The organism is Novosphingobium sp. SG754, assembly GCF_013149315.1.
In the GTDB taxonomy this organism is placed as follows: Bacteria; Pseudomonadota; Alphaproteobacteria; order Sphingomonadales; family Sphingomonadaceae; genus Novosphingobium; species Novosphingobium capsulatum.
This window is the reverse complement of record NZ_JABGCC010000001.1, coordinates 825,994-843,723: the sequence shown is the minus strand read 5'-3', so window position 1 is coordinate 843,723 and position 17,730 is coordinate 825,994. Positions and strand designations below refer to the sequence as shown.

At 63.0% G+C, this 17,730-nt stretch carries 16 protein-coding genes; 14 read left to right on the top strand and 2 right to left on the bottom strand.

Going from position 1 to position 17,730, the window contains the following annotated elements:
- Positions 1-63: 63 nt before the first annotated feature.
- From FHW97_RS03985 to FHW97_RS03950, 8 genes are read left to right on the top strand one after another with little or no spacing between them, the layout of a single operon-like run.
- Positions 64-1,935 carry a hypothetical protein gene (locus FHW97_RS03985; protein ID WP_171798060.1) on the top strand — a complete coding sequence of 624 codons (1,872 nt, stop codon included), beginning with the start codon at positions 64-66 and terminating at the stop codon, positions 1,933-1,935.
- Complete coding sequence (gene traN, locus FHW97_RS03980; protein ID WP_171798059.1) at positions 1,932-3,056, top strand: conjugal transfer protein TraN; 1,125 nt, start codon at positions 1,932-1,934, stop codon at positions 3,054-3,056. Before FHW97_RS03985 ends, traN begins: the two co-directional genes overlap by 4 nt.
- A complete protein-coding gene (locus tag FHW97_RS03975; RefSeq protein WP_171798058.1) occupies positions 3,028-3,909 on the top strand; it encodes a type-F conjugative transfer system pilin assembly protein TrbC in 882 nt (293 codons plus the stop codon). The genes traN and FHW97_RS03975 overlap by 29 nt, the downstream gene beginning before the upstream one ends.
- Entirely contained in the window at positions 3,881-4,486 is a 606-nt protein-coding gene (locus FHW97_RS03970) for a S26 family signal peptidase (protein ID WP_171798057.1), read from the top strand. Before FHW97_RS03975 ends, FHW97_RS03970 begins: the two co-directional genes overlap by 29 nt.
- On the top strand, positions 4,483-5,376 hold the full coding sequence (locus FHW97_RS03965; RefSeq protein ID WP_171798056.1) for a conjugal transfer protein TraF: 894 nt from the start codon (positions 4,483-4,485) through the stop codon (positions 5,374-5,376). Before FHW97_RS03970 ends, FHW97_RS03965 begins: the two co-directional genes overlap by 4 nt.
- Entirely contained in the window at positions 5,376-5,951 is a 576-nt protein-coding gene (locus FHW97_RS03960; RefSeq protein ID WP_171798218.1) for a hypothetical protein, read from the top strand. Before FHW97_RS03965 ends, FHW97_RS03960 begins: the two co-directional genes overlap by 1 nt.
- A 53-nt stretch (positions 5,952-6,004) precedes the next feature.
- Complete coding sequence (locus FHW97_RS03955) at positions 6,005-7,429, top strand: conjugal transfer protein TraH (protein ID WP_171798055.1); 1,425 nt, start codon at positions 6,005-6,007, stop codon at positions 7,427-7,429.
- Between the two features lie 12 nt (positions 7,430-7,441).
- Positions 7,442-11,206 carry a conjugal transfer protein TraG N-terminal domain-containing protein gene (locus tag FHW97_RS03950; protein ID WP_171798054.1) on the top strand — a complete coding sequence of 1,255 codons (3,765 nt, stop codon included), beginning with the start codon at positions 7,442-7,444 and terminating at the stop codon, positions 11,204-11,206.
- Here the strand turns inward: FHW97_RS03950 and FHW97_RS03945 are convergent.
- On the bottom strand, positions 11,203-11,679 hold the full coding sequence (locus tag FHW97_RS03945) for a hypothetical protein (RefSeq protein ID WP_171798053.1): 477 nt from the start codon (positions 11,677-11,679) through the stop codon (positions 11,203-11,205). The genes FHW97_RS03950 and FHW97_RS03945 overlap by 4 nt on opposite strands.
- Before the next feature lie 225 nt (positions 11,680-11,904).
- On the opposite strand from FHW97_RS03945, the gene FHW97_RS03940 reads away from it, so the two are divergent.
- The 3 genes from FHW97_RS03940 to FHW97_RS03930 are packed head-to-tail and all read left to right on the top strand — an operon-like array spanning position 11,905 to position 13,583.
- Positions 11,905-12,201: a type II toxin-antitoxin system Phd/YefM family antitoxin gene (locus FHW97_RS03940; protein ID WP_171798052.1), complete on the top strand. Its 297-nt coding sequence runs from the start codon at positions 11,905-11,907 to the stop codon at positions 12,199-12,201.
- Positions 12,198-12,650, top strand: a complete 453-nt coding sequence (locus tag FHW97_RS03935; protein WP_171798051.1) for a type II toxin-antitoxin system VapC family toxin — start codon at positions 12,198-12,200, stop codon at positions 12,648-12,650. Before FHW97_RS03940 ends, FHW97_RS03935 begins: the two co-directional genes overlap by 4 nt.
- A gap of 18 nt (positions 12,651-12,668) precedes the next feature.
- Positions 12,669-13,583: a nucleotidyltransferase and HEPN domain-containing protein gene (locus FHW97_RS03930; protein ID WP_171798050.1), complete on the top strand. Its 915-nt coding sequence runs from the start codon at positions 12,669-12,671 to the stop codon at positions 13,581-13,583.
- Between the two features lie 39 nt (positions 13,584-13,622).
- On the opposite strand, the gene FHW97_RS03925 is transcribed toward FHW97_RS03930, so the two are convergent.
- On the bottom strand, positions 13,623-14,201 hold the full coding sequence (locus FHW97_RS03925) for an RNA polymerase sigma factor (RefSeq protein WP_171798049.1): 579 nt from the start codon (positions 14,199-14,201) through the stop codon (positions 13,623-13,625).
- Between the two features lie 619 nt (positions 14,202-14,820).
- Here FHW97_RS03925 and FHW97_RS03920 point away from each other — a divergent pair.
- From FHW97_RS03920 to maiA, 3 genes are all read left to right on the top strand, one after another.
- Positions 14,821-15,312 (top strand): hypothetical protein, encoded by a 492-nt coding sequence (locus FHW97_RS03920; protein WP_171798048.1) that lies wholly within the window; start codon positions 14,821-14,823, stop codon positions 15,310-15,312.
- A 145-nt stretch (positions 15,313-15,457) separates the two neighbouring features.
- On the top strand, positions 15,458-16,060 hold the full coding sequence (locus tag FHW97_RS03915) for a glutathione binding-like protein (protein ID WP_171798047.1): 603 nt from the start codon (positions 15,458-15,460) through the stop codon (positions 16,058-16,060).
- Between the two features lie 887 nt (positions 16,061-16,947).
- Entirely contained in the window at positions 16,948-17,607 is a 660-nt protein-coding gene (gene maiA, locus FHW97_RS03910) for a maleylacetoacetate isomerase (protein WP_171798046.1), read from the top strand.
- Positions 17,608-17,730: the final 123 nt, after the last annotated feature.

Genomic DNA, 17,730 nt, shown 5'->3' with positions numbered 1-17,730 from the left:
GCCTGTTCCATCGTCGCGGTCGCGCTGGCCTTTCCTTTCGCATCGTCGGCCTCGGCTCAGACGATGGAGGAGCGTGCGCGGGCTGCGGCAGACGCATCTCGCGCCAAGACCAGCGACAGCGATGCGCTTCAGAAGAATTATGTGACGCCAGGCCTTGCCGGCCAGTCGATCTCCACCGTCGACAACAGCCGGACCTTTGCGCCCAATATCGCGTGCCAGAAGACGGCGACGATGCTCGAGGTGCTGGTCCAACCGTCCGGCACCGGCGATCTCGGCACGGTCACGATCGCCCGCGACACCGATCTCGATGGGACCGTCGACAGCACGTCCAAGCTGCCGGTTCCGGTATCGGGGATCTGCGCCAATGGTGTGGTGTCCTGCCAGCCCGGTAGCTGGAATGGCTGCAGCTTCTACCGCTGGGAGGTCGATGCCGCGAAGGCCCTGAAGCTGACCGCGGTGGACATGCCCAAGCTCGCCGGCTGCTACTGCATCAACAACAGCTGCGGCGCCAATCTCGCCTGGGGCAATATGCCCTCGGTACTGCGCGATCTGGGCGGCGGCATGATCGGCGCGCTGACGACCGCCGATCCGCGTTACGGCGTGGCGGAGGCGGTGATCGATGGTCCGGCCATCCGCTACGTCGGCGCGCAATCGACCGCCTGCTCGTCCAATCCCAGTCTTCCCCAAACCGCCTATCGATCAAATCCCGCGACCATCGCTTCCGACGCCTACGCCGCCTCGACCGGCAGCGCCGTGTTCCAGGCGCTGAAGGGATCTTCGATTGGGACAGGGACGTCGCTGCAATATCGGCATTGCACGATCGAGCGGCGGGTGACGGTGCTCAAGCCTGCCGCCGAAGACATCATCAGCCGGACCTCGGGCGGCTATTCGACAATTCAGAGCGGATCTGGCCAGAACGGATCGTCGTTCGATTTTCTGATGGGCTCGCCCGCGGACAACAGTCTGGCCGGCGGGAGTTGCACGCTCATCGATTTCCGGATGACGTTGCACGTTACCGATCCCGATCGAATCGTCGACGCTCGCCTCACCGAATTCTTCGCCGATGACTGGGGACAGGTCCGCATCGATGGGCAGCTGGTCGGATCAGGCCCGTCGTCCTGGACGTCGACGGGTCTGCCGCCGTCTAAATGCGAGCTCAAGAAGACCTTCTATGCCTATCCCAATCTCGATCTAAAGCCCTGGCTCACGGCCGGCGATCACGAGGTCTGGTTGCGGGTCGCTGTCGCCACGGGCGGTGAGGGCTTTGCGCAGGTCCATGTCGATGTCGACAACAGCTGCAAGGCGCTGGAGCAGCTGGTCGACGGATGCGGTTCGACCGCGTCGGACCCGCAATGCAAGCTCGACACCGAGCTGGTCGATGGGGTGCAGACCTGGATCAACGGCGTTGCGACTGGTCTGAAGCCCTTGCCGCAGACGCGGATCCTCGGCGGTCCCGCCTGTCCCACCGATCTCACCCGCGATTTCTTCCTGAAGGATCGCACCTATCGTTGCTCGGTCGATGACGTCCCCAAGCCCGACACGAGCCGCGGCACTTACATCATCGACCATTCGACGGAGACGATGTTGGCCGACCGGTCGCGGCAGAGCGACGGGAGCTTTGCCAGCAGCACGGGTCCCTTCAGCCTGCCCGATCGCGGCTCGGTGCCGGCATGCGAGCCCGTGTGCAAGACGCGGGCGCCCAAGGCGAATAGCGACGCCGCACCCGATGGCGTCGTAGGCGCCAAGCAGAACGTGCCCACCGGCTACGACACCTTCTTCCACGCCTGCACCGCCGACAATCAGTGCCCGGCTGGCCCAGGCGAGGAAGTGGTGTCCGCCTGCGGCTGCCTCGATGATTTTCCCGAAGCTGTCGTGATGATGCAGACGGTCCGGCTCGCCGGCGCGGACATGGTCTGCACGGGGAACGTGCAATGATCGGCTCGACCTCCACCCGCCGGCGGCGCAGCGATCTGCGGGGCGCGGCGCTCGGCATCGTCCTCGGCATGGGCCTGGCCCTCGCTTGCCCAGGCGCGGCAAGCGCGCAGCAGATCTGCGCAGCCGATCTCAACAATAATGGCGATGCAGCCGATGAAGGCGAGCAGGCAAGCTGCCTCGCCACGACCAGCGGTGCCTGGCTCTGCCCGATCCAGCAGGTGGACTGCGTGGCGGATGCTGTCGGGCAATATAGCTGCCCGGCGGGCCCGCAATATGCCTGCGTGGTCAAGAGTACCGGCGGCCCACCCGCCTGCTCGCCCAATCAGTGCGCCGACCTTGCGACCAACCCCATCGTCGAAGAGCCGCCGATGGATGATCCGGGCACCGAGCCCAACGGCGGCATCGACGCGGACGGCAACTGCCTCGGGCAGATCGAGATCTTCTCAGGGCGTGGCGTGCGCTGCCGGCCACCTGGTCTTTCGACAACCTTCTCCAATTGCTGCAAGGACAAGGGGAAGATCGTCAAAGACGGCATGGGCTCGTCGATCGGCTCGATCGGCACCAAGATCGCGGTCGCCAAGGGCGTGTTCACGGGCATGAAGGCGGCCTACGTCGCCTTCAAGGCCGGCGCGACAGCAAGCCAGGCGGCGAGTGCCGGCGCCCATGCGCTGATCGTGGGGCTCGATCCGACCTCGATCGCAGTAAGCCTCGCCATCAATTTCATGATGGAGTTCCTGTTTGCTGGTTGCGACCAACAGGACATGGAAACCGCCATGCTCCGCTCCTCGGGCATGTGCCATGAGATAGGCAGCTACTGCACCTCGAGCTTCCTCGGCGTCTGCCTGCAAAAGGCTCGCGGCCATTGTTGCTTCAACACCAAGCTGGGTCGGATCATCCAGGAGCAGGGTCGCCCTCAGCTCAAGGCCTTCAACGGTAATCTCTGGGGCACCGCGAAACATCCGATGTGCCGGGGGTTCACGCCGGACGAGTTCCAGGCGCTCGACTTCAGCAAGATCGATCTCTCGGAATATTACGCCGACATCGAGGCCCGCGCGCAATCCGACATCCAGATAGACATGGGGGAACGCGTCAATGCGTATCTCAAAGCCGTCAATCCGTAACGCCGCGCTCTTCATGGCTGTGGGTGCGGCAACCGCCGCGCTCGCGCAGGATACCACGCGTGATGCGCGCTCAGGCAACGCCAGGCAATCCACCGCCGATCAAGGCCAGTCGGTCATGGACCGGCTCGGGCGCGCGATACAGAGCGGTAAGGACGCCGCTGGGCGCGTGCCCGATCCGCGGCTGCCGCGCACCGACAACCCAGCCGATCGGCGCCGCGCCTTTGAAGCGCTGCGGGGTCGTGCGCCCATGCCGGAGATGGAAGCGCGAGCCCGCGCCGCTCAGGCGAAGGGCGAAGCCAGCCTTGCCGCCGAGCGGGAGCGACAGGCCAAGGCGCTTCGCCAGGCTCTCGGGCTTGAACCCGCCGAAGAGCAGGGGCTTGCCAAGGTCGCGCCGGCCATCACCGCAAAGGGCTGGCTGCCGGTGCTGTTCGTATCTTCATCCATGCCGATCCCGACGCTGCGCAGCTATGCGGCACAACTCGAGCGCGTGCACGGGGTGATGGCGTTTCGAGGCGTGCCGGGCGGCCTCAAGAGGATGGGGCCGATGGCAAAGCTGACCGCACAGATCCTTCGGCTCGACCCGGGCTGTGAGGGTCCCAGTTGCGTGATGCGCGATGTCCAACTGATCGTTGATCCGATCGTCTTCCGCCAGCACGGTATCGTCCAGGTTCCCGCGCTCGCCATGATCCCGGGCGACCCCACTCAGGCCTATTGCGAGCGCGACGACGACAGCCCGCGCGCCGCCCATGTCGTCTTCGGCGACAGCGCTCTTTCCGGAATGCTCGAAGAATATGCCCGCCTCGGCGGGAAAGAGGAGGTCAGCCATGCTCAGGCTCTTCTGGTTGCTCGCTAGGTGGATCGCCAATCTCTGGCCGCGCCTGCGCCGTCTGCCGCGCAACGCTGCGATGGCGCTGGGCGCGCCCGGGCTGGATCAGCCCGCGCGGCCCGAGCGGCTCTGGCGTGCCATGCTGGTGGTGCTGCCACTGGCACTCCTCGCGGCGCTGGCGATGCCGCAGGTGACCCTGGTCATGTCGCCGTCGATCGAGGCCTTTGCCGTGCGCAAGAGCCCGGGACCGATTGCCCGCGGCGACTATGTGATGTTCACGTTGCATCACCCGATCGCCGGGCCAACGCCCGTCTCCGTCACCAAGCATGCGCTGTGCCTGCCGGGTGACCGACTGACCATGTTCGAGACCCCCTCGCCGCTCACCGCGAACAGCTGGGACGGTCATTATTACTGCAACGGGCGGCTGCTCGGCGTGAGCCTGCCTCAAGCCCACAATGGGCTGAAGCTCATCCATATGAAATGGAGCGGAATCATTCCCGCCGGCATGGCCTATGTCGGCTCGACCCACCCACGCGGGTTCGACAGCCGCTATTTCGGGCTGCTGCCGATCGCGAGCCTCGTGCGCATGGAGCGCATCCTGTGAGCGCGCGGCGGCTGATAGTCGCGACAGCGACGTGCATCGTCGTGGCCTCCGCCCCGCTCAGTGCTCAGACGGGCAACCAGAGCCAAGGGCAGCGCCAGGGCTATTGGTGGTACGAGGCACCCAAGCCAAAAGCCGATGAGAAAGCCGAGCCGGACGAACTGGCAAAGCCTGTCATCCCGCCGATGGCCGAGTTGGCGACCTGGACACCGCCGAAAATCCGCAAGCTAATCGAGGCGCAGCGCGACTATGCGGCGACCGTACTGACGGTCGATGCGGTTGCCGATTTTTGGCGGCTCCAGGACTTCGCGCGGCGAAAGGCACGTGCGTTCGCCGGCGTGACGCAGATCGCGATGCTGCAGCATCCCGAGCTCAACTCGAAATCCGCCAACCCGATGGTCGGCGATGCCCGATCCGAGATGTCGGCGGAGAAGGATGCGATCCGCCGGTCCTATCTCCGCGCGCAGGCGAACGAATTTGCGCTCGTCATGTTCTCGCGTTCGTCCTGTGGCTATTGCCGGGTCCAGTGGCCGATCATCCAGCGCTTCCAGGAAGAGATGGGCTGGCAGGTCACGCTGCTCGACCTCGACAAACGACCAGACCTCAGCGCGCGCTTTGGAGTGGAGATCACGCCCACGACGATGCTCATCCGGCGCGGCAGCCAGCAGCGGATGATCATTGCCTCGGGCGTCGAAGCTTACCCCAATCTCGCGCAAACGGCCTATCAGGCGGTGCGCCTGCTCCGAGGCGATATCCGGCCCGAGCAGTTCATGACCGGACCGGGCGAAGATGCCGGCTTCTTCGATGCGCTTGGCAATGGCCCGGTGTCCGCGATCGACCCCCGCGCCCTCGGCGGCGACCTGGTCGACGCCTCGATGGGAGGCAAACCGTGATGCGCGCCCTCATTCTCCTTGGCATCCCAGGCCTCGTGATCGGCATGGGCTCCGCATCAGCGCAGACCGTCAGCCGAGAGGACGCGATGCGGGCGGCGATCCATCCCGTCGGCGACGCAAAGACGATGCAGGCCTGGCTTTCGCGGGTTCCCCTGACCCGCGAATTTCCGGATGACTTTACAGCGACATTGAGAGGCCAGGGCGCAGCGTTCGTCATCGAGATGACCACAACGCCGGGCTGCCTGCCTTGTGGCGATCTCTGGACCAAGCTGACGGCGCTGGGCGCGCGCTACGGCTGGCAGGTTCGCACGATCAGCGCACAGGAAGCCATGATCCGGTCTGGGCGCCTCGGTCTTCCGTGGGTCGGGCATCCCGTTGCATGGGTGCGGCCTGTCTCGGACGATAGCCGCGTCATACCGGTGGCGATCGGGACCGATCATGCGCCCAATCTCGCGCGCAACCTCTATCTGGCCGCGAAGATGCTGACAGGCGTGAGACCCGCCGTCGGCGTCCGGGCCATGTCAAAGTTCACCGGCATCGTGGGGCTGCCGGCGACCCGAACCGGAAAGCGCTGAGCGATGGCGGCCTCAGCCCTTCCACCCTCACCTCAGATTGTCCGGAGTCCGCCATGTCTGTCAGGCCTCGTGCAGCGCTTCGTGCGCTGATCGCCCTCGTTGTCACCTCGCTGTTCTCTGCTGCGCCAGCTCATGCCCAAAGCTGGGCCGAAAGCTGGTTCGACAATGTCACCTATACCTCGCCCGGCAGCTTCCAGGACCAGACGCGGGGCTATGTGACGGCGGGCGGCATGTCGGGCCGTGTCGATGTCCATAACGACTATCTCATGTCTATGAGCCTGCCCAAGGTGCGAGCCGGCTGCGGCGGCATCGACATGTTCCTCGGCGGAATGAGCTTTCTCGATCCCGACTATCTGGTCCAGAAGCTCGAGAGCATCCTGCAGGCCGCGCCTGCCGTCGCGTTTCAATATCTCCTTGAAACGCTGGACGAGAAGATGGGGAACATCATCTCAAAGATGGAGGCCGCGACCAATTTCCTGAACTCGATCCAGGTAAACGACTGCAGGCTCGCCAATCGCATGGTCCAAATCGCCAAGGGCGACGACAATATGTCGGGGATCATCGAGGAGATGACCGGCTACCGCTCAGTCAAACAGGGCTTCGCCAAGAGTTATCAACAGAGCCGCGAGAAGATCGAGGCGAATAACAACAATCCGACCGAGGATCTGAAGGACGCGCTTGCCAACTGCCCGGCGGAAGTGACGGAGATCTTCCGTACCGGCTCGCTGCTGTCGCACGCCGCCTCCCGGGTCGGGGCGGGCGACTGGGCAAGCGTCATGCGGGCCCGGGTGGGCGACGTCTATATGCGCTGGGACGATGGCGACCGCGTGCCTCTGTTCACGGCGATCCCGCAATGTCCCGCGCAGGATACCGAGAGCGCACAGGATTTCCTGACTGGCCGCGTCCAGCGCCGGACGCTCAATTTCCCACCAACGCCTGCGGACTGCGGACAGGACGGATCGGGGCGCGGCGCCCTCGTCCTCGCCCGTGAGCGCATGCAGTCGATTGGCACCAAGATCCGGACTCGGGCAGCACTGTCGGCCGACGAAAAGCAGTTCGTCGCCAATGTCCGCACCCTCCCGGTCTATCGCATGCTGGAATGGGGCGTCCGCCAGGGCGTCGTCGATTCCGTCATCGCCGATACCGACGAGCTGGTCGCGCTCACCCTCGCCTATCAGATGCTGAACGACCTCACGCGGACGATCGATTTCACGGTGAGCAACGCCGAGCGCGGCGCGACCGTCGCTGGCTCCGCTGACGGCAACAACAAGAATGTTTGCCAGACCCGGATCCTCTCCAAGGGGATCGAGCAGCTCCGCGATCTCAGGGACGAAGTGCTTCGCCAACGCGCGCAGATGCGCCAGAGCTACATGGCCGCCCTCAACCAGGCGAACCTCTCCACCAGCTATGCCGGCCTCCTGCGCGAGCGCGATCGCGATGCACGCGACGCCGCCGGTGCCGCTGCCCGCAACCAGTAGGATCAAAGCTCAATGCGCAGGCTCTTGAGGCTGTTTGCCACCCTTCCCGCCCTGATGCTCGCGTCGCCCGCGCTGGCGGTCGAGACCAGCTTCCACACCTATGACGGCTTTGCCGAGACCGTCGACGCCTTCCGCCTCGTCTCGATGATCTTCGGCGATCCGCGCTACGAGACCCTGGTGATGATCGTCGCGACCGTCGGGATCGGTCTTGGAGCGATCATCGCCAGCGTCCGTGGGACCGGCATGGGCCTCGTCGCGTTCGGGTTCCAGATCCTGGTCGGCGTGGGGCTATTCGTCGGACTGATCGCCACAACCGGCACGGTCCATGTGTATGACCGGGTGCGCAACGCCTATCAGCCGGTGGGCGGTGTCCCCAACCTGCTCGTCCTTGTTGCCGGTGCTACCAACATGATCGAGCGCGCGATGGTGGAGACGATCGACGACAACACGCTCGACCCGAACGCCAAGATCGAGTTCGGCGCCGGCGGCCACAGCTTCGACCTGTTCCTCAACGCCGTGTCCCCGCGCGGTCCCATGACGGACGTCTTCCTCGATGCGACCATCAAGGACTATGTCCGCCAATGCTATCCTGTCGCGCGCGTGTCGGCCGCCTATGGCGTTGATGATGATCAGCTGTTCCGGACCTCGACCGACCTCCCCGCCTCGTTCGCGGCGATGGCAGGCCCTGCCACCTTCTCGACGGTCTACACCGAGGCCGAAAAGGGGGGCACGACGGTGAGTTGCAGCGACGCCTGGACGCATATCTCGGATCGCCTGTCCGACCCCGCGCTCTTCGACGCGTACACCAACCAGATCTGTGCACGGACGGGCTATGACACCGGCAACGCCCAGCAGATGCAGCGCTGCCGGCAACAGCTTGGCGAAATGGGCCAGATGATGCTCGGACGGCCGCTGAGCGCCCAAGCCTTCCTGACCCACATTCTTCTCGGCAACACGGTCGGCGATGTGCTGTTCGAGGACTCCCCCGCCAGCGCCGCCCGAGTGATGGCCAACCGGGCGGTAATCTCAAACGGGCTTGCCACCATGTCGGTGGCTAACGAGTGGATGCCGACGATCCGCGCGACGGTGTTCGGGATTATGCTCTTCATGATCCCTATCGCGCTGCTGTTCATCCTGACACCGATCAACCTGCGCGTCGCGAGCTTCGCGCTCGGCATGTTCGTCTTCGTGGCGCTCTGGGGCGTGATCGATGCGGGCATCTATCAGCTGACACTTGGCCGCGCGACCGCGACGCTGGCCGAGCTCCGCTCGAACGCGCTGGCGGCAAATGCCTGGCTACTGGCCCCATCGGCCGCGATGAAGGCGCTGGCAATCTTCGGCAGCTTCCGCACGGCGGCCGCAGGCCTTGCCGGTGCCTTCGTCTTCACGGTGTTCCGCTTCAGCGGCAATGTGTTCACGTCCCTCACCTCGGGATCGCTTGGGATTGCGAGCCAGGGAACGGCGGCCGCCGCCCCGATGGGCACCGTCGAAGGGCGGGCCTCCGCGCTTGAGGCGCAGGCGTCTGCAACGGGCACCCGTGCCCGCGCCGCGGCGGCTTCGAGCTTCGGAGACTTTGGGGAGCGCTCCACGTTCAACGCCAATCGGACCTACGGCGAGGCCGGTCACATTCTTGGCGAGCGCCCAGGGACGCCGGGCGGAACCGCCTTCGCGCTCGGCGGCATCGAAGGCTCGCGCCAATTGGGTAGCCTCGCCCCCGCGCTCGGTGGCCGCGACCTTGCCGATCCGGCCGTCGCGCGTGCGGTCCAGGCTAATGCGGCGACCACGGCAATCCACCAGTTTGCCGAGAAGGACGCTCTCCGGAGCCTCGGCACGGGCTATTTCGGGCAAGGCGAAGCCGGTGAGAAGGCGTTTGCAGCCTTCAGCCAGAACCTGGTCCAGTGGCGCGCCTTTGGCGACAACCGGGCCTACGACATGATGCTGCAGGGGGCGACGCGCCACTTCGAACGCGCCGGATATTCCCCTGCGGACGCTCAGCTCAAGGCGTCGGGTGTGATCGGCGAAGCCCAGACCGATCCGACCTTCGCCAAGCTTATCGCCAATACCTATGATCAGGAACAAATGCTGCGCAACGACCTCACCTCCGCGCAGGTTCAGGTTGGCGCGATGGAAGGTCGGCGCGATTATGCCGACGCCAATGTCGCAGGGGTCGAGCGGGCGAACGTCGCGACCGAACAAGGCTGGCGCAGCGGCAGCAATCAAGGCCAGCGCCAGGCCGCCTCGATGCTCGGCCTGTCGGTCGACGAAACATCGCGCCGGATGGGATTGATCAACGCACTATCGGGCGAGGCGCGCAGCACAGCCGTCAGCCAGCTTGCCCAAGCCACCGGCAGGAACGAAGCCCAGGTGGTGGCAGCCGTCGAACGCTACACCGCCGCCACGCAGCTCGGGACGGCAGATGGCGCGACCGCCGAAGCCGGTCGCGAAGGCACGAGCATCTATGGCCGCACCCGCGAGGCTGCCGGCTATGATTTCGCAGAGCGCTCCGGCAAACTCGACGCGCAGCGTGAGGTTGGCACTGCCGGTACGCGCAGCGCGGCGCGCATCGGGGAGCAGCGTCGTCAGTCCGAGAATTTTGGCTTCGCCGAGGGCGCGGCTGCGGCCGGCGTCTCGACCCGCGAGGCCGCACGGCTCGACAGCTTCATTCAGGCGCTCAGCCGCACGGCCGGAAACCAGGTCGATATGGCGGAAGGTGGCGCAGCCGGGGTCGCCGACCGTGCGCGTAATGAGCGGCTGACCTCGATCGTCGATCGGGAGCGTCTTACCCGCATGCAGGGGCTTCTTGCAGAGCATGGCATCAAGCTTTCGAGGCGCCAGATCGCTATGGATCAGAATGGCGATCTCAGCCTCAACCTCACCCCGGCGACCGCCGGTGCCATGTGGAAGGCCGGCCTCATCAACGAGAGCCAGCTCGGTGCAATCGCCAACGGCGGGCATGCCCGTTTCAGCTTCGCGCATAATGACCTGCTCGTCTCCAGCGGTACAGACTTTAGCCGGTCGGCGCGCAGCGACACCAGCACGCGCTTCGAAGCGGGCAAGCAGGCTGGCCCGGACACGATCGAGCATTTCATGGGCGGCGGCGCCCAAGGCCAGGCCATGCTCGCCAACTGGCTGCGCGGCGGGTTCGAAATGGATCGCAAAGGAGATTGGCGCTTGAAGTCCCAGGTCGCTGATACTCTCCAGCGCGATGTGCAGGCGATCATGGCGCAGACCGGATGGCAAAGAACGCTATCTCGGTCTGCCCAGGATCAGGTCACGATGGGCACGACGGTAAATCTGCAAGCCGGGCGGTCGACCGGAGGATCTGGCGACAACGAACTGGGAGCAGGTGTTCCAGGCTCTGCAAAACCACAAATCTCTCGTGCTCAAGCCCCACAGAGAGGTCGTGCAGCCTCCGGGCAAGCGTCAGCTACCGTCGGCTTCAACAGCCAGGATATGGGGAGCACAATCGAGAACGCGCAATCGACAATGGATATCGTCAACTATGATGTGCGAGAGTCCATTGCCGCCGCTGAGCGCGCAGCAGCTCGATCTAACAATCCGGCGGCGGCATTCTCGCGTGAGCTCTCCAACCGCATCCTCGGGTCAGAAGGTATGCGCAATCGCTATCTGCAGGACGCAGACAACGGGCGCGCCACCTTCGACGCCACCGGTCCGCTCACTTCGCTGGAGCAGAATTCTGTGCTGTCGAAAGGCAGCTTCTCAACCGATATCCCCGGCAGTCTCGGTGACGGCGATAGCAGATTCAAAAAGCGCTAGTGGTGCTTCCTGCCATTGGGGTCGATGTATGCCGGATTGTTCGGGTTCATGGCGCTGCCGATCCAAAGTGACCCCGAGCGCGGATCCATCGGATTGGCATACGCGCGCGCCCTCTCCCTCATCCGCTCGAGCTGGTCCCTGTGCAGCTTTGCGGCGAGAGCCGACGCCTCTTCATCCGACAGCGGCACGTCATCACCTTGTCCAACGAAACTATCGAGACGCTCGCGAACGTAACCGACGCCAAGCACCATGAGCGCGGTCATCGGGAAAAACACGACGTTCAGGTACCCGGCGATCCATCCGCGATAGAAAGATTCTAAAGTGTCGACGCGCGTCGAGACCGCCATGCCCAACCACCAGACGGGAATCGTTGTCCACCAGAGCTTTGCGAACCACGGCTTCCAAAGCCAAGCCGACAGATCCCGGTGCGCCGCGACGTCTTCTTGCTCCTGGTGATCGATGGCTTTGTCCATCGGAAATCCTTTCAGAAACATCATAACTCAAATTCGTCCATCAGGCATCCGGAAACACGCTCAAATTGCTCTTTTCAGGCGACGACATGTAGCTTGCGCTGTACTTTACGCTGACACGGGCTCTTCACTTTGAACCGCCGGACACGTTTCCGCCATGTGTGCTCGAAACGCTTGCCGAAGCGTCTCCGTAGCGCTATATCTGACTAGCTAGTCAGGAGAAATCAAGTGGGACGCGCTGTTCGCAAAGGAAGCAAGGAAAAATCCGCCCTGCCTGCGGCGTGGAAGCTGGAAGACGCGAAGGCGCGTTTCAGCGAAGTTGTCAGGCGCGCGCAGAGCGAGGGACCGCAACGTGTCACCGTCCGCGGCCGCGATGCGGTGGTCGTCATCAGCGTCGCCGAACTCGATCGACTTCTCCCCCAGGATCCAAGCAAACCCGCTTTCCTCCCCTTCCTGGAGGGGCTGGGGCTCGAGGGCCTCAACCTTGAGCGCGAGGTCGATCTGGGCCGGGATGTTGCCCTGTGAAGGGTTGGCTGCTCGACACCCATATCGTCTCTGCACTGGCGAGCCCCAACGGCGCGCCGAGCGTCAAGACGTGGGCAAGCGCGCAGCCTGAGCATCGGATGTTCCTCAGCGTCCTGACCCTAGCGGAGTTTGACAAGGGCATCCACAACCTCGAGCCCGAACATCCTGATCGCTCGCGCTACATGGCGGCTCGAGACGCGCTTGCGCATCGTTTCAGCGACCGGCTGCTCTCGGTTGACGATAAAGTCGTCTATCGATGGGGCGCCATGTCGGGCGAAGTCAAACGCAGGACGGGACAAGCCCCACCGGTCATAGACACGCTGCTCGCTGCCACCGCGATAGAACATGATCTCTGCCTCGTGACCCGCAACGTGAAGGACACGCGCCACAGCGGGGCGGCAATCTTCAATCCTTGGGAAGACGATCCGTCCCAGTTTCCTCTGACCTGATCAAGCGACATCGACACAATGAAGACTGATCTCGACCATCTCCCGGCAGGCAAACGACGCGAACTCGATCGGGTCATCCAACTCCTGTTCGAGGAATTCCAGAACGCCCATGGCGAGCCGACGGGCCCCCGTAAGCTTGGCCGCATCCTCAAGATCATTCTCTATGGATCCTACGCAACCGGCCGCTGGGTGCACGAGCCGCACACAGAGCGCGGCTATCGCTCGGATTTTGACCTGCTCATCATCGTCAACCAGAAAGAGCTGACGGACTGGCTCAAATATTGGGACAAGGCCGAAGATCGGATCAACGTCGAAACCATGATCCTCAACCGGCTACGCACGCCGGTCAATTTCATCGTTCACACCCTGCAAGAGGTGAACGATGGACTTGCCCACGGCCGGTACTTTTTCATGGACATCGCACGTGACGGAATTGCACTCTATCAGTCTGACGACACCGAACTGGCGACACCCAAGCCCAAGACGCCCCAGCAGGCCTATGATATGGCCAAAGAATATTATGACCAATGGTTTGAACTAGCTGTCTCGTCGCGCGTAATTTTTCAGTTCTGCTATCAAGATAAGCGGTATCCGGACGCGGCCTACAATCTGCAGCAGGCCGCCGAACGGCTCTATTATTGTGTTCTCCTCGTCTACACTTTCTATACGCCGTACAGCCATAACCTCAAATTCCTGCGGGGCCATGCCGATCGGATCTCCCAGCGCCTTGTGGATGTCTGGCCGCGTGATACTCGCAAGCTGGAGGCGCGCTTCCTCAAGTTGAAGGATGCCTATGTGAAGGCCCGCCATTCCAACCAGTTCAAGATGACGGACGAGGAATTTGCTTACTTGTCCGAGCGCGTCGAGCAACTGGGGAACGTCGTCAACGAGCTTTGCCTGGAAAGGCTGGAGGAGTTGCGGGTGAAGCTTTGAAGTATGACGGGCAGTGCGCGTTTGGCGCTCCGGGCAACATCAACGCCCTCCCGGCCAGCCGAGGGCCCTGCGCAAATACCGCTCCGTCCACGCCAAATCTTTTTGGACGGACCGCTTATGCATGCCGAACGCCACCGCTATATCGCCGTTCGTGCGTTCGTCGCGCCACCGCGCCAGAAAGATCTCCCGCCGTTTGCTCGGCAGTTCATGGAGGGCAGCGAGTGCCCTTTCCATTTCGATCGCCGCAAGCGCGATCCGCTCAGGATCGGGCGCCGGGTCGAGCACCGCCTCCAACCGGGCCGGCTCAACGCTCAGCGCACGGCTCCATTTGCGCTTGGAATTCAACGCGTGATTGACCGCTGCACGATATAAATAGGCCCCAGGGTGCAGCGGGACCGTCAGGTCCGGTGTCGCTCTCAATTTGATGTAAACGTCGTGGAGCGCGTCCAGGGCCGCCTCGCGTGATCGAAGTCGAGCAGTCAGTTTCGCCAACAACCCGTCATATTCTTGCGCGAAAGTAGCCAAGAGCGTGGCCCGCGCGTTCGACTGTGCGCCGGCAGTCGAGTCAACAGATGTCGCCGGTCTCTTGTCGAATTCATCCTGCTGCCGCGCACGCATCCGGCTCTAGGATCTCAAGTTTACAGGATGACTGACAACACTTCGCAAATGCGGCCGGGTGACGGTGCTAACGGCGCCTATAAGGGCAATGTTAGAAAGATGTTGCCAGTTTTCCGCCGTTCGCGTCATGCCAGTTCCTGGTCGATCGGTCATTTCTCAAGGCCCCCTGCCGAGAACTGTGAACTGGTCAGCGTCACAAGTTTGCCGGCGCCCCGCTCCCCTGCTCGCGAACGCGCACCAGATATCCGCCATTCCGGGTCCGTTGCGGTCGTTCCTGTGGCGGAGCCCGAAACCACCGCCAAGACAAGCAGCTCTTCTCTGATCGGTAAATGCCGCTGGTGTTATGTGTGGAGTGCACGACACGAACTCGCAGAGGCATTGTTGGCCTCACGCCGACGGAGTAGTGTTAGCACTTTGGGGCGAGAGACTGACCACTCTTAGCACGAGCCTTCGCAGCGTCGTCGCTGCGAATGGTGCGCGGCCTCTCAACTCGCCGCCACTATTATCAAGCTTGGCTCGAAACCGCTGCGGTCGTGAACAGAGCTTGTCGACAAGCTGAATCTCACCGATCATTCCCGCAATCATCGTTGCTATTTTCTGTTTCAGGTTGTTGCCCGCTATGATGAAATTCCCTTCACTTGCATTATCGTCGCTCCTCGCCCTCACCTCGGCCCACGCTGCCATCCCACAGGTTTACACGCCGAAGCCCGGCAGTGCAGAGCGCACCGCAATTCTCAAAGTCCTGCATGACGGCGACACAAGGCCCGAAGCGCGCTTCATCATCCACAAGTTCCGCGTGGTCCGGGATGGAAGCCGCTCAATCGCGTACGTCGATGGAGAAGGCGAGACTGGTGATTTCCATGCCATCCTGACGCAGCAGCCGCCGGCGCCGTGGCGCAAGGTATGGGGCGAAAGCGACGGGGGCAGCGATACCTGCGCCGCCGGCGCGCAGCACTATGCGTGGGCGGTGCATCTGATCCAGAGCTACAAAGTTGCCCCGGATGCTCTTTTTCCCGGCGTCGTACGGCAAGCTCAGGATCTCAAGCGGAGGGCGGCGACGGAGCCAGACCTGCAATGCGTTGGCGATCTCGACGGCGGCCCTGGATCATAAGCCGAGCATGGCCTCAAGGCTGCTGTCGGAAAAGGGAGGCCTTCATCATGTTTGCCTGCCGGCAAGCTTCGGTTGCCCAAACGAAAGTTTGAACAACCGCCGAGCGCGTTAAGCTGAAGGGGTTCGAACTTGAGGATTTTCCGGCATGAAGCTTTACTACGCGCATGGCGCCTGTTCACTTGCCGCATTGATCGCGGCCAATGAAGTCGGCGTGGCACTCGAGCTGATCCGCGTCGATATCAGGACAATACCCCATATTCTTGAGGACGGTACCGATCTACAGTTGGTCAATCCGAAGGGTTACGTACCGGTTCTGGGATTGGACGACGGCGATTTCCTCACCGAAGGCGTTGCCATCCTGCAATATCTGAACGACCAACGCGTAGACGCGCCAGCCGATCAAAGCGGGCGAGCGTGGTACCGAACCCAAGAGTGGCTGACTTTTATCGCAACCGAGCTTCACAAGGGCTTCAGCCCGTGGCTCTTTCATCCTGAATATGGAGAACAGGCAGCGGACGTTGCAAGATCGCGGATCGCCGAGAGGTTCAATTTTCTCGAGCGGCATCTGCAAACCGACGCGTTTCTGCTCGGCGCGCAGTTCAGCGTAGCCGATGCTTATTGTTTCGCTATCGCGCGGTGGGCGCCCGGCAAAGGGCTCGATCTCTCGCGGTGGCCGGCATTATCGAGCTACCTCGAGCGGTTGGAGGCCAGGCCAAGTATAGTGGACGCCTTGCGCCGCCACGGTTGAAAGCGGTCGCAGTTCAGCGGATCGAGCGCGCCTCGACCGCAGAACGCAACGCAGCATAACGCCCTTCCCTCGGCGCGGCGCTCTAACTGAAGCAGTGATCGACGCGGGCAAGGCTTCGTGCGACGGAAGGCCGCCGGCGTCGGAGCATCGACGAGTCCTGCCTTGAGGCCCAGACCATGGACTATCGCCGTTGGAGCCCCCCACACGGCCGATTTCATCATCCGCTCCGCGGACAGGCTGAACGGTCGATAGGGGATCGGTGCGGAGCGGACGGCCAGGAGATAGGCGGGCAGAGAACTGCGAGCTGGTGCAACCGGCTTCCCTGGCGGTGCCATGCTGGAGAGCTGTTTCGAATGGGAGTGAAGACCGATGCCAACCTACCGAGGCGAATGTCATTGTGGCATTGCTCGTTTCGAGATTGAGGCAGATATCGACCATGTTCGGGAATGCGACTGTTCCATATGTCGTCGTCGCGGAGCGCTCATCTTCCGGGTCGCGCCGAATGCGATACGCTTCCTGACGCCGCTGGATCGGCTCATCATTTACCGGTGGGGGACAGGGACCGCAGCAGATTATATCTGTCCCGAATGTGGCATTATGCCCTTCCGCCGGCCCAGCGCGCTCACGAAAGCGGAAATCGACGAGGGCAAGTCTTCATTCGACGGATGGGCGGTCAACGTAAGGTGCATCGACGGGCTCAACCTTGAGACCTTACCGCGTGTTCGGATACCAGGAAGCGATCTCGATAGTTGATCCGCAGGCAGCGTTGACGATTCCCTACCCGCTTGCCCGATTGCAGAGCCCGCTTGCCGCTCGACAAGCATATCAAATGCGACGTCCAGCATCCGTTCCGCTAACAAGCGGGCAAATTTTCATAGGATCATACAGTGACACTTCAGCTTTACGGCTTTTGGCGGTCGAACGCCGCATTTCGCGTTCGCGTTGCTCTTTCGCTCAAAGATCTCGCCTTTGAGGAAATCGATGTCGACATCCTCTCCGGACGGCAATTCGATGCCGCTTACGCGGAAGTGAATGCCGAACATGCCGTTCCAACGCTCGTCCACGGTGGCCACCGCCTCTCCCAGTCGCTGGCGATCATCGAGTATCTCGATGAAATCCAGCCGGAACCGGCACTCCTGCCTACCGCGCCGCGCGAGCGTGCCTATGCCCGCTCGCTCGCGCTTGTCTCATCAGCCGACACCCACCCCCTTACCGTCCCGCGTGTGCGCAAATATCTGGGAGAGGCTTTCAGCGCCGATGGGGCGGCCATCGAGAGATGGTGCCGGCACTGGGTCGCGGAAGGGCTCGGGGCTTATGAGCGGCTCCTGGGCCAGCGTCCGGCAGCGCCCTTTGCGCTCGGTCAGGACCTGACGATCGCCGACATCTGCATCGCGGGCCAGGTCGCGCTTGCCGATGTCTACAGGATGGATCGCACCGCATTCCCGGCCGTAGAGGCTTTGGCCAGTCGCTGTTTCGCTCTGCCCGCCTTTGCTGACGCCCATCCTTTCCAGCAGCCAGGATTCCAAGCGGCGAACGAGCGCCGCTAGGCTATACAATGTCGCACTCTCTCCGGGCGAGTGCAGCCGATCGTCACAATCGTCACGGTCTTCCCAAGTCGGCAAATCCTCTATTTTTCCCGATCGGCATCACAGTGTGCGATGGGGGTAGCG

Coding starts and splice junctions, on each gene's coding strand:
- FHW97_RS03985 (WP_171798060.1), top strand. CDS start 64: ATGGAGGAGCGTGCGCGGGCTGCGGCAGACGCATCTCGCGCCAAGACC.
- FHW97_RS03920 (WP_171798048.1), top strand. CDS start 14,821: ATGATGAAATTCCCTTCACTTGCATTATCGTCGCTCCTCGCCCTCACC.
- FHW97_RS03975 (WP_171798058.1), top strand. CDS start 3,028: ATGCGTATCTCAAAGCCGTCAATCCGTAACGCCGCGCTCTTCATGGCT.
- FHW97_RS03950 (WP_171798054.1), top strand. CDS start 7,442: ATGCGCAGGCTCTTGAGGCTGTTTGCCACCCTTCCCGCCCTGATGCTC.
- FHW97_RS03915 (WP_171798047.1), top strand. CDS start 15,458: ATGAAGCTTTACTACGCGCATGGCGCCTGTTCACTTGCCGCATTGATC.
- FHW97_RS03970 (WP_171798057.1), top strand. CDS start 3,881: ATGCTCAGGCTCTTCTGGTTGCTCGCTAGGTGGATCGCCAATCTCTGG.
- FHW97_RS03945 (WP_171798053.1), bottom strand. CDS start 11,679: ATGGACAAAGCCATCGATCACCAGGAGCAAGAAGACGTCGCGGCGCAC.
- FHW97_RS03960 (WP_171798218.1), top strand. CDS start 5,376: ATGCGCGCCCTCATTCTCCTTGGCATCCCAGGCCTCGTGATCGGCATG.
- FHW97_RS03925 (WP_171798049.1), bottom strand. CDS start 14,201: ATGCGTGCGCGGCAGCAGGATGAATTCGACAAGAGACCGGCGACATCT.
- FHW97_RS03955 (WP_171798055.1), top strand. CDS start 6,005: ATGTCTGTCAGGCCTCGTGCAGCGCTTCGTGCGCTGATCGCCCTCGTT.
- traN (WP_171798059.1), top strand. CDS start 1,932: ATGATCGGCTCGACCTCCACCCGCCGGCGGCGCAGCGATCTGCGGGGC.
- FHW97_RS03930 (WP_171798050.1), top strand. CDS start 12,669: ATGAAGACTGATCTCGACCATCTCCCGGCAGGCAAACGACGCGAACTC.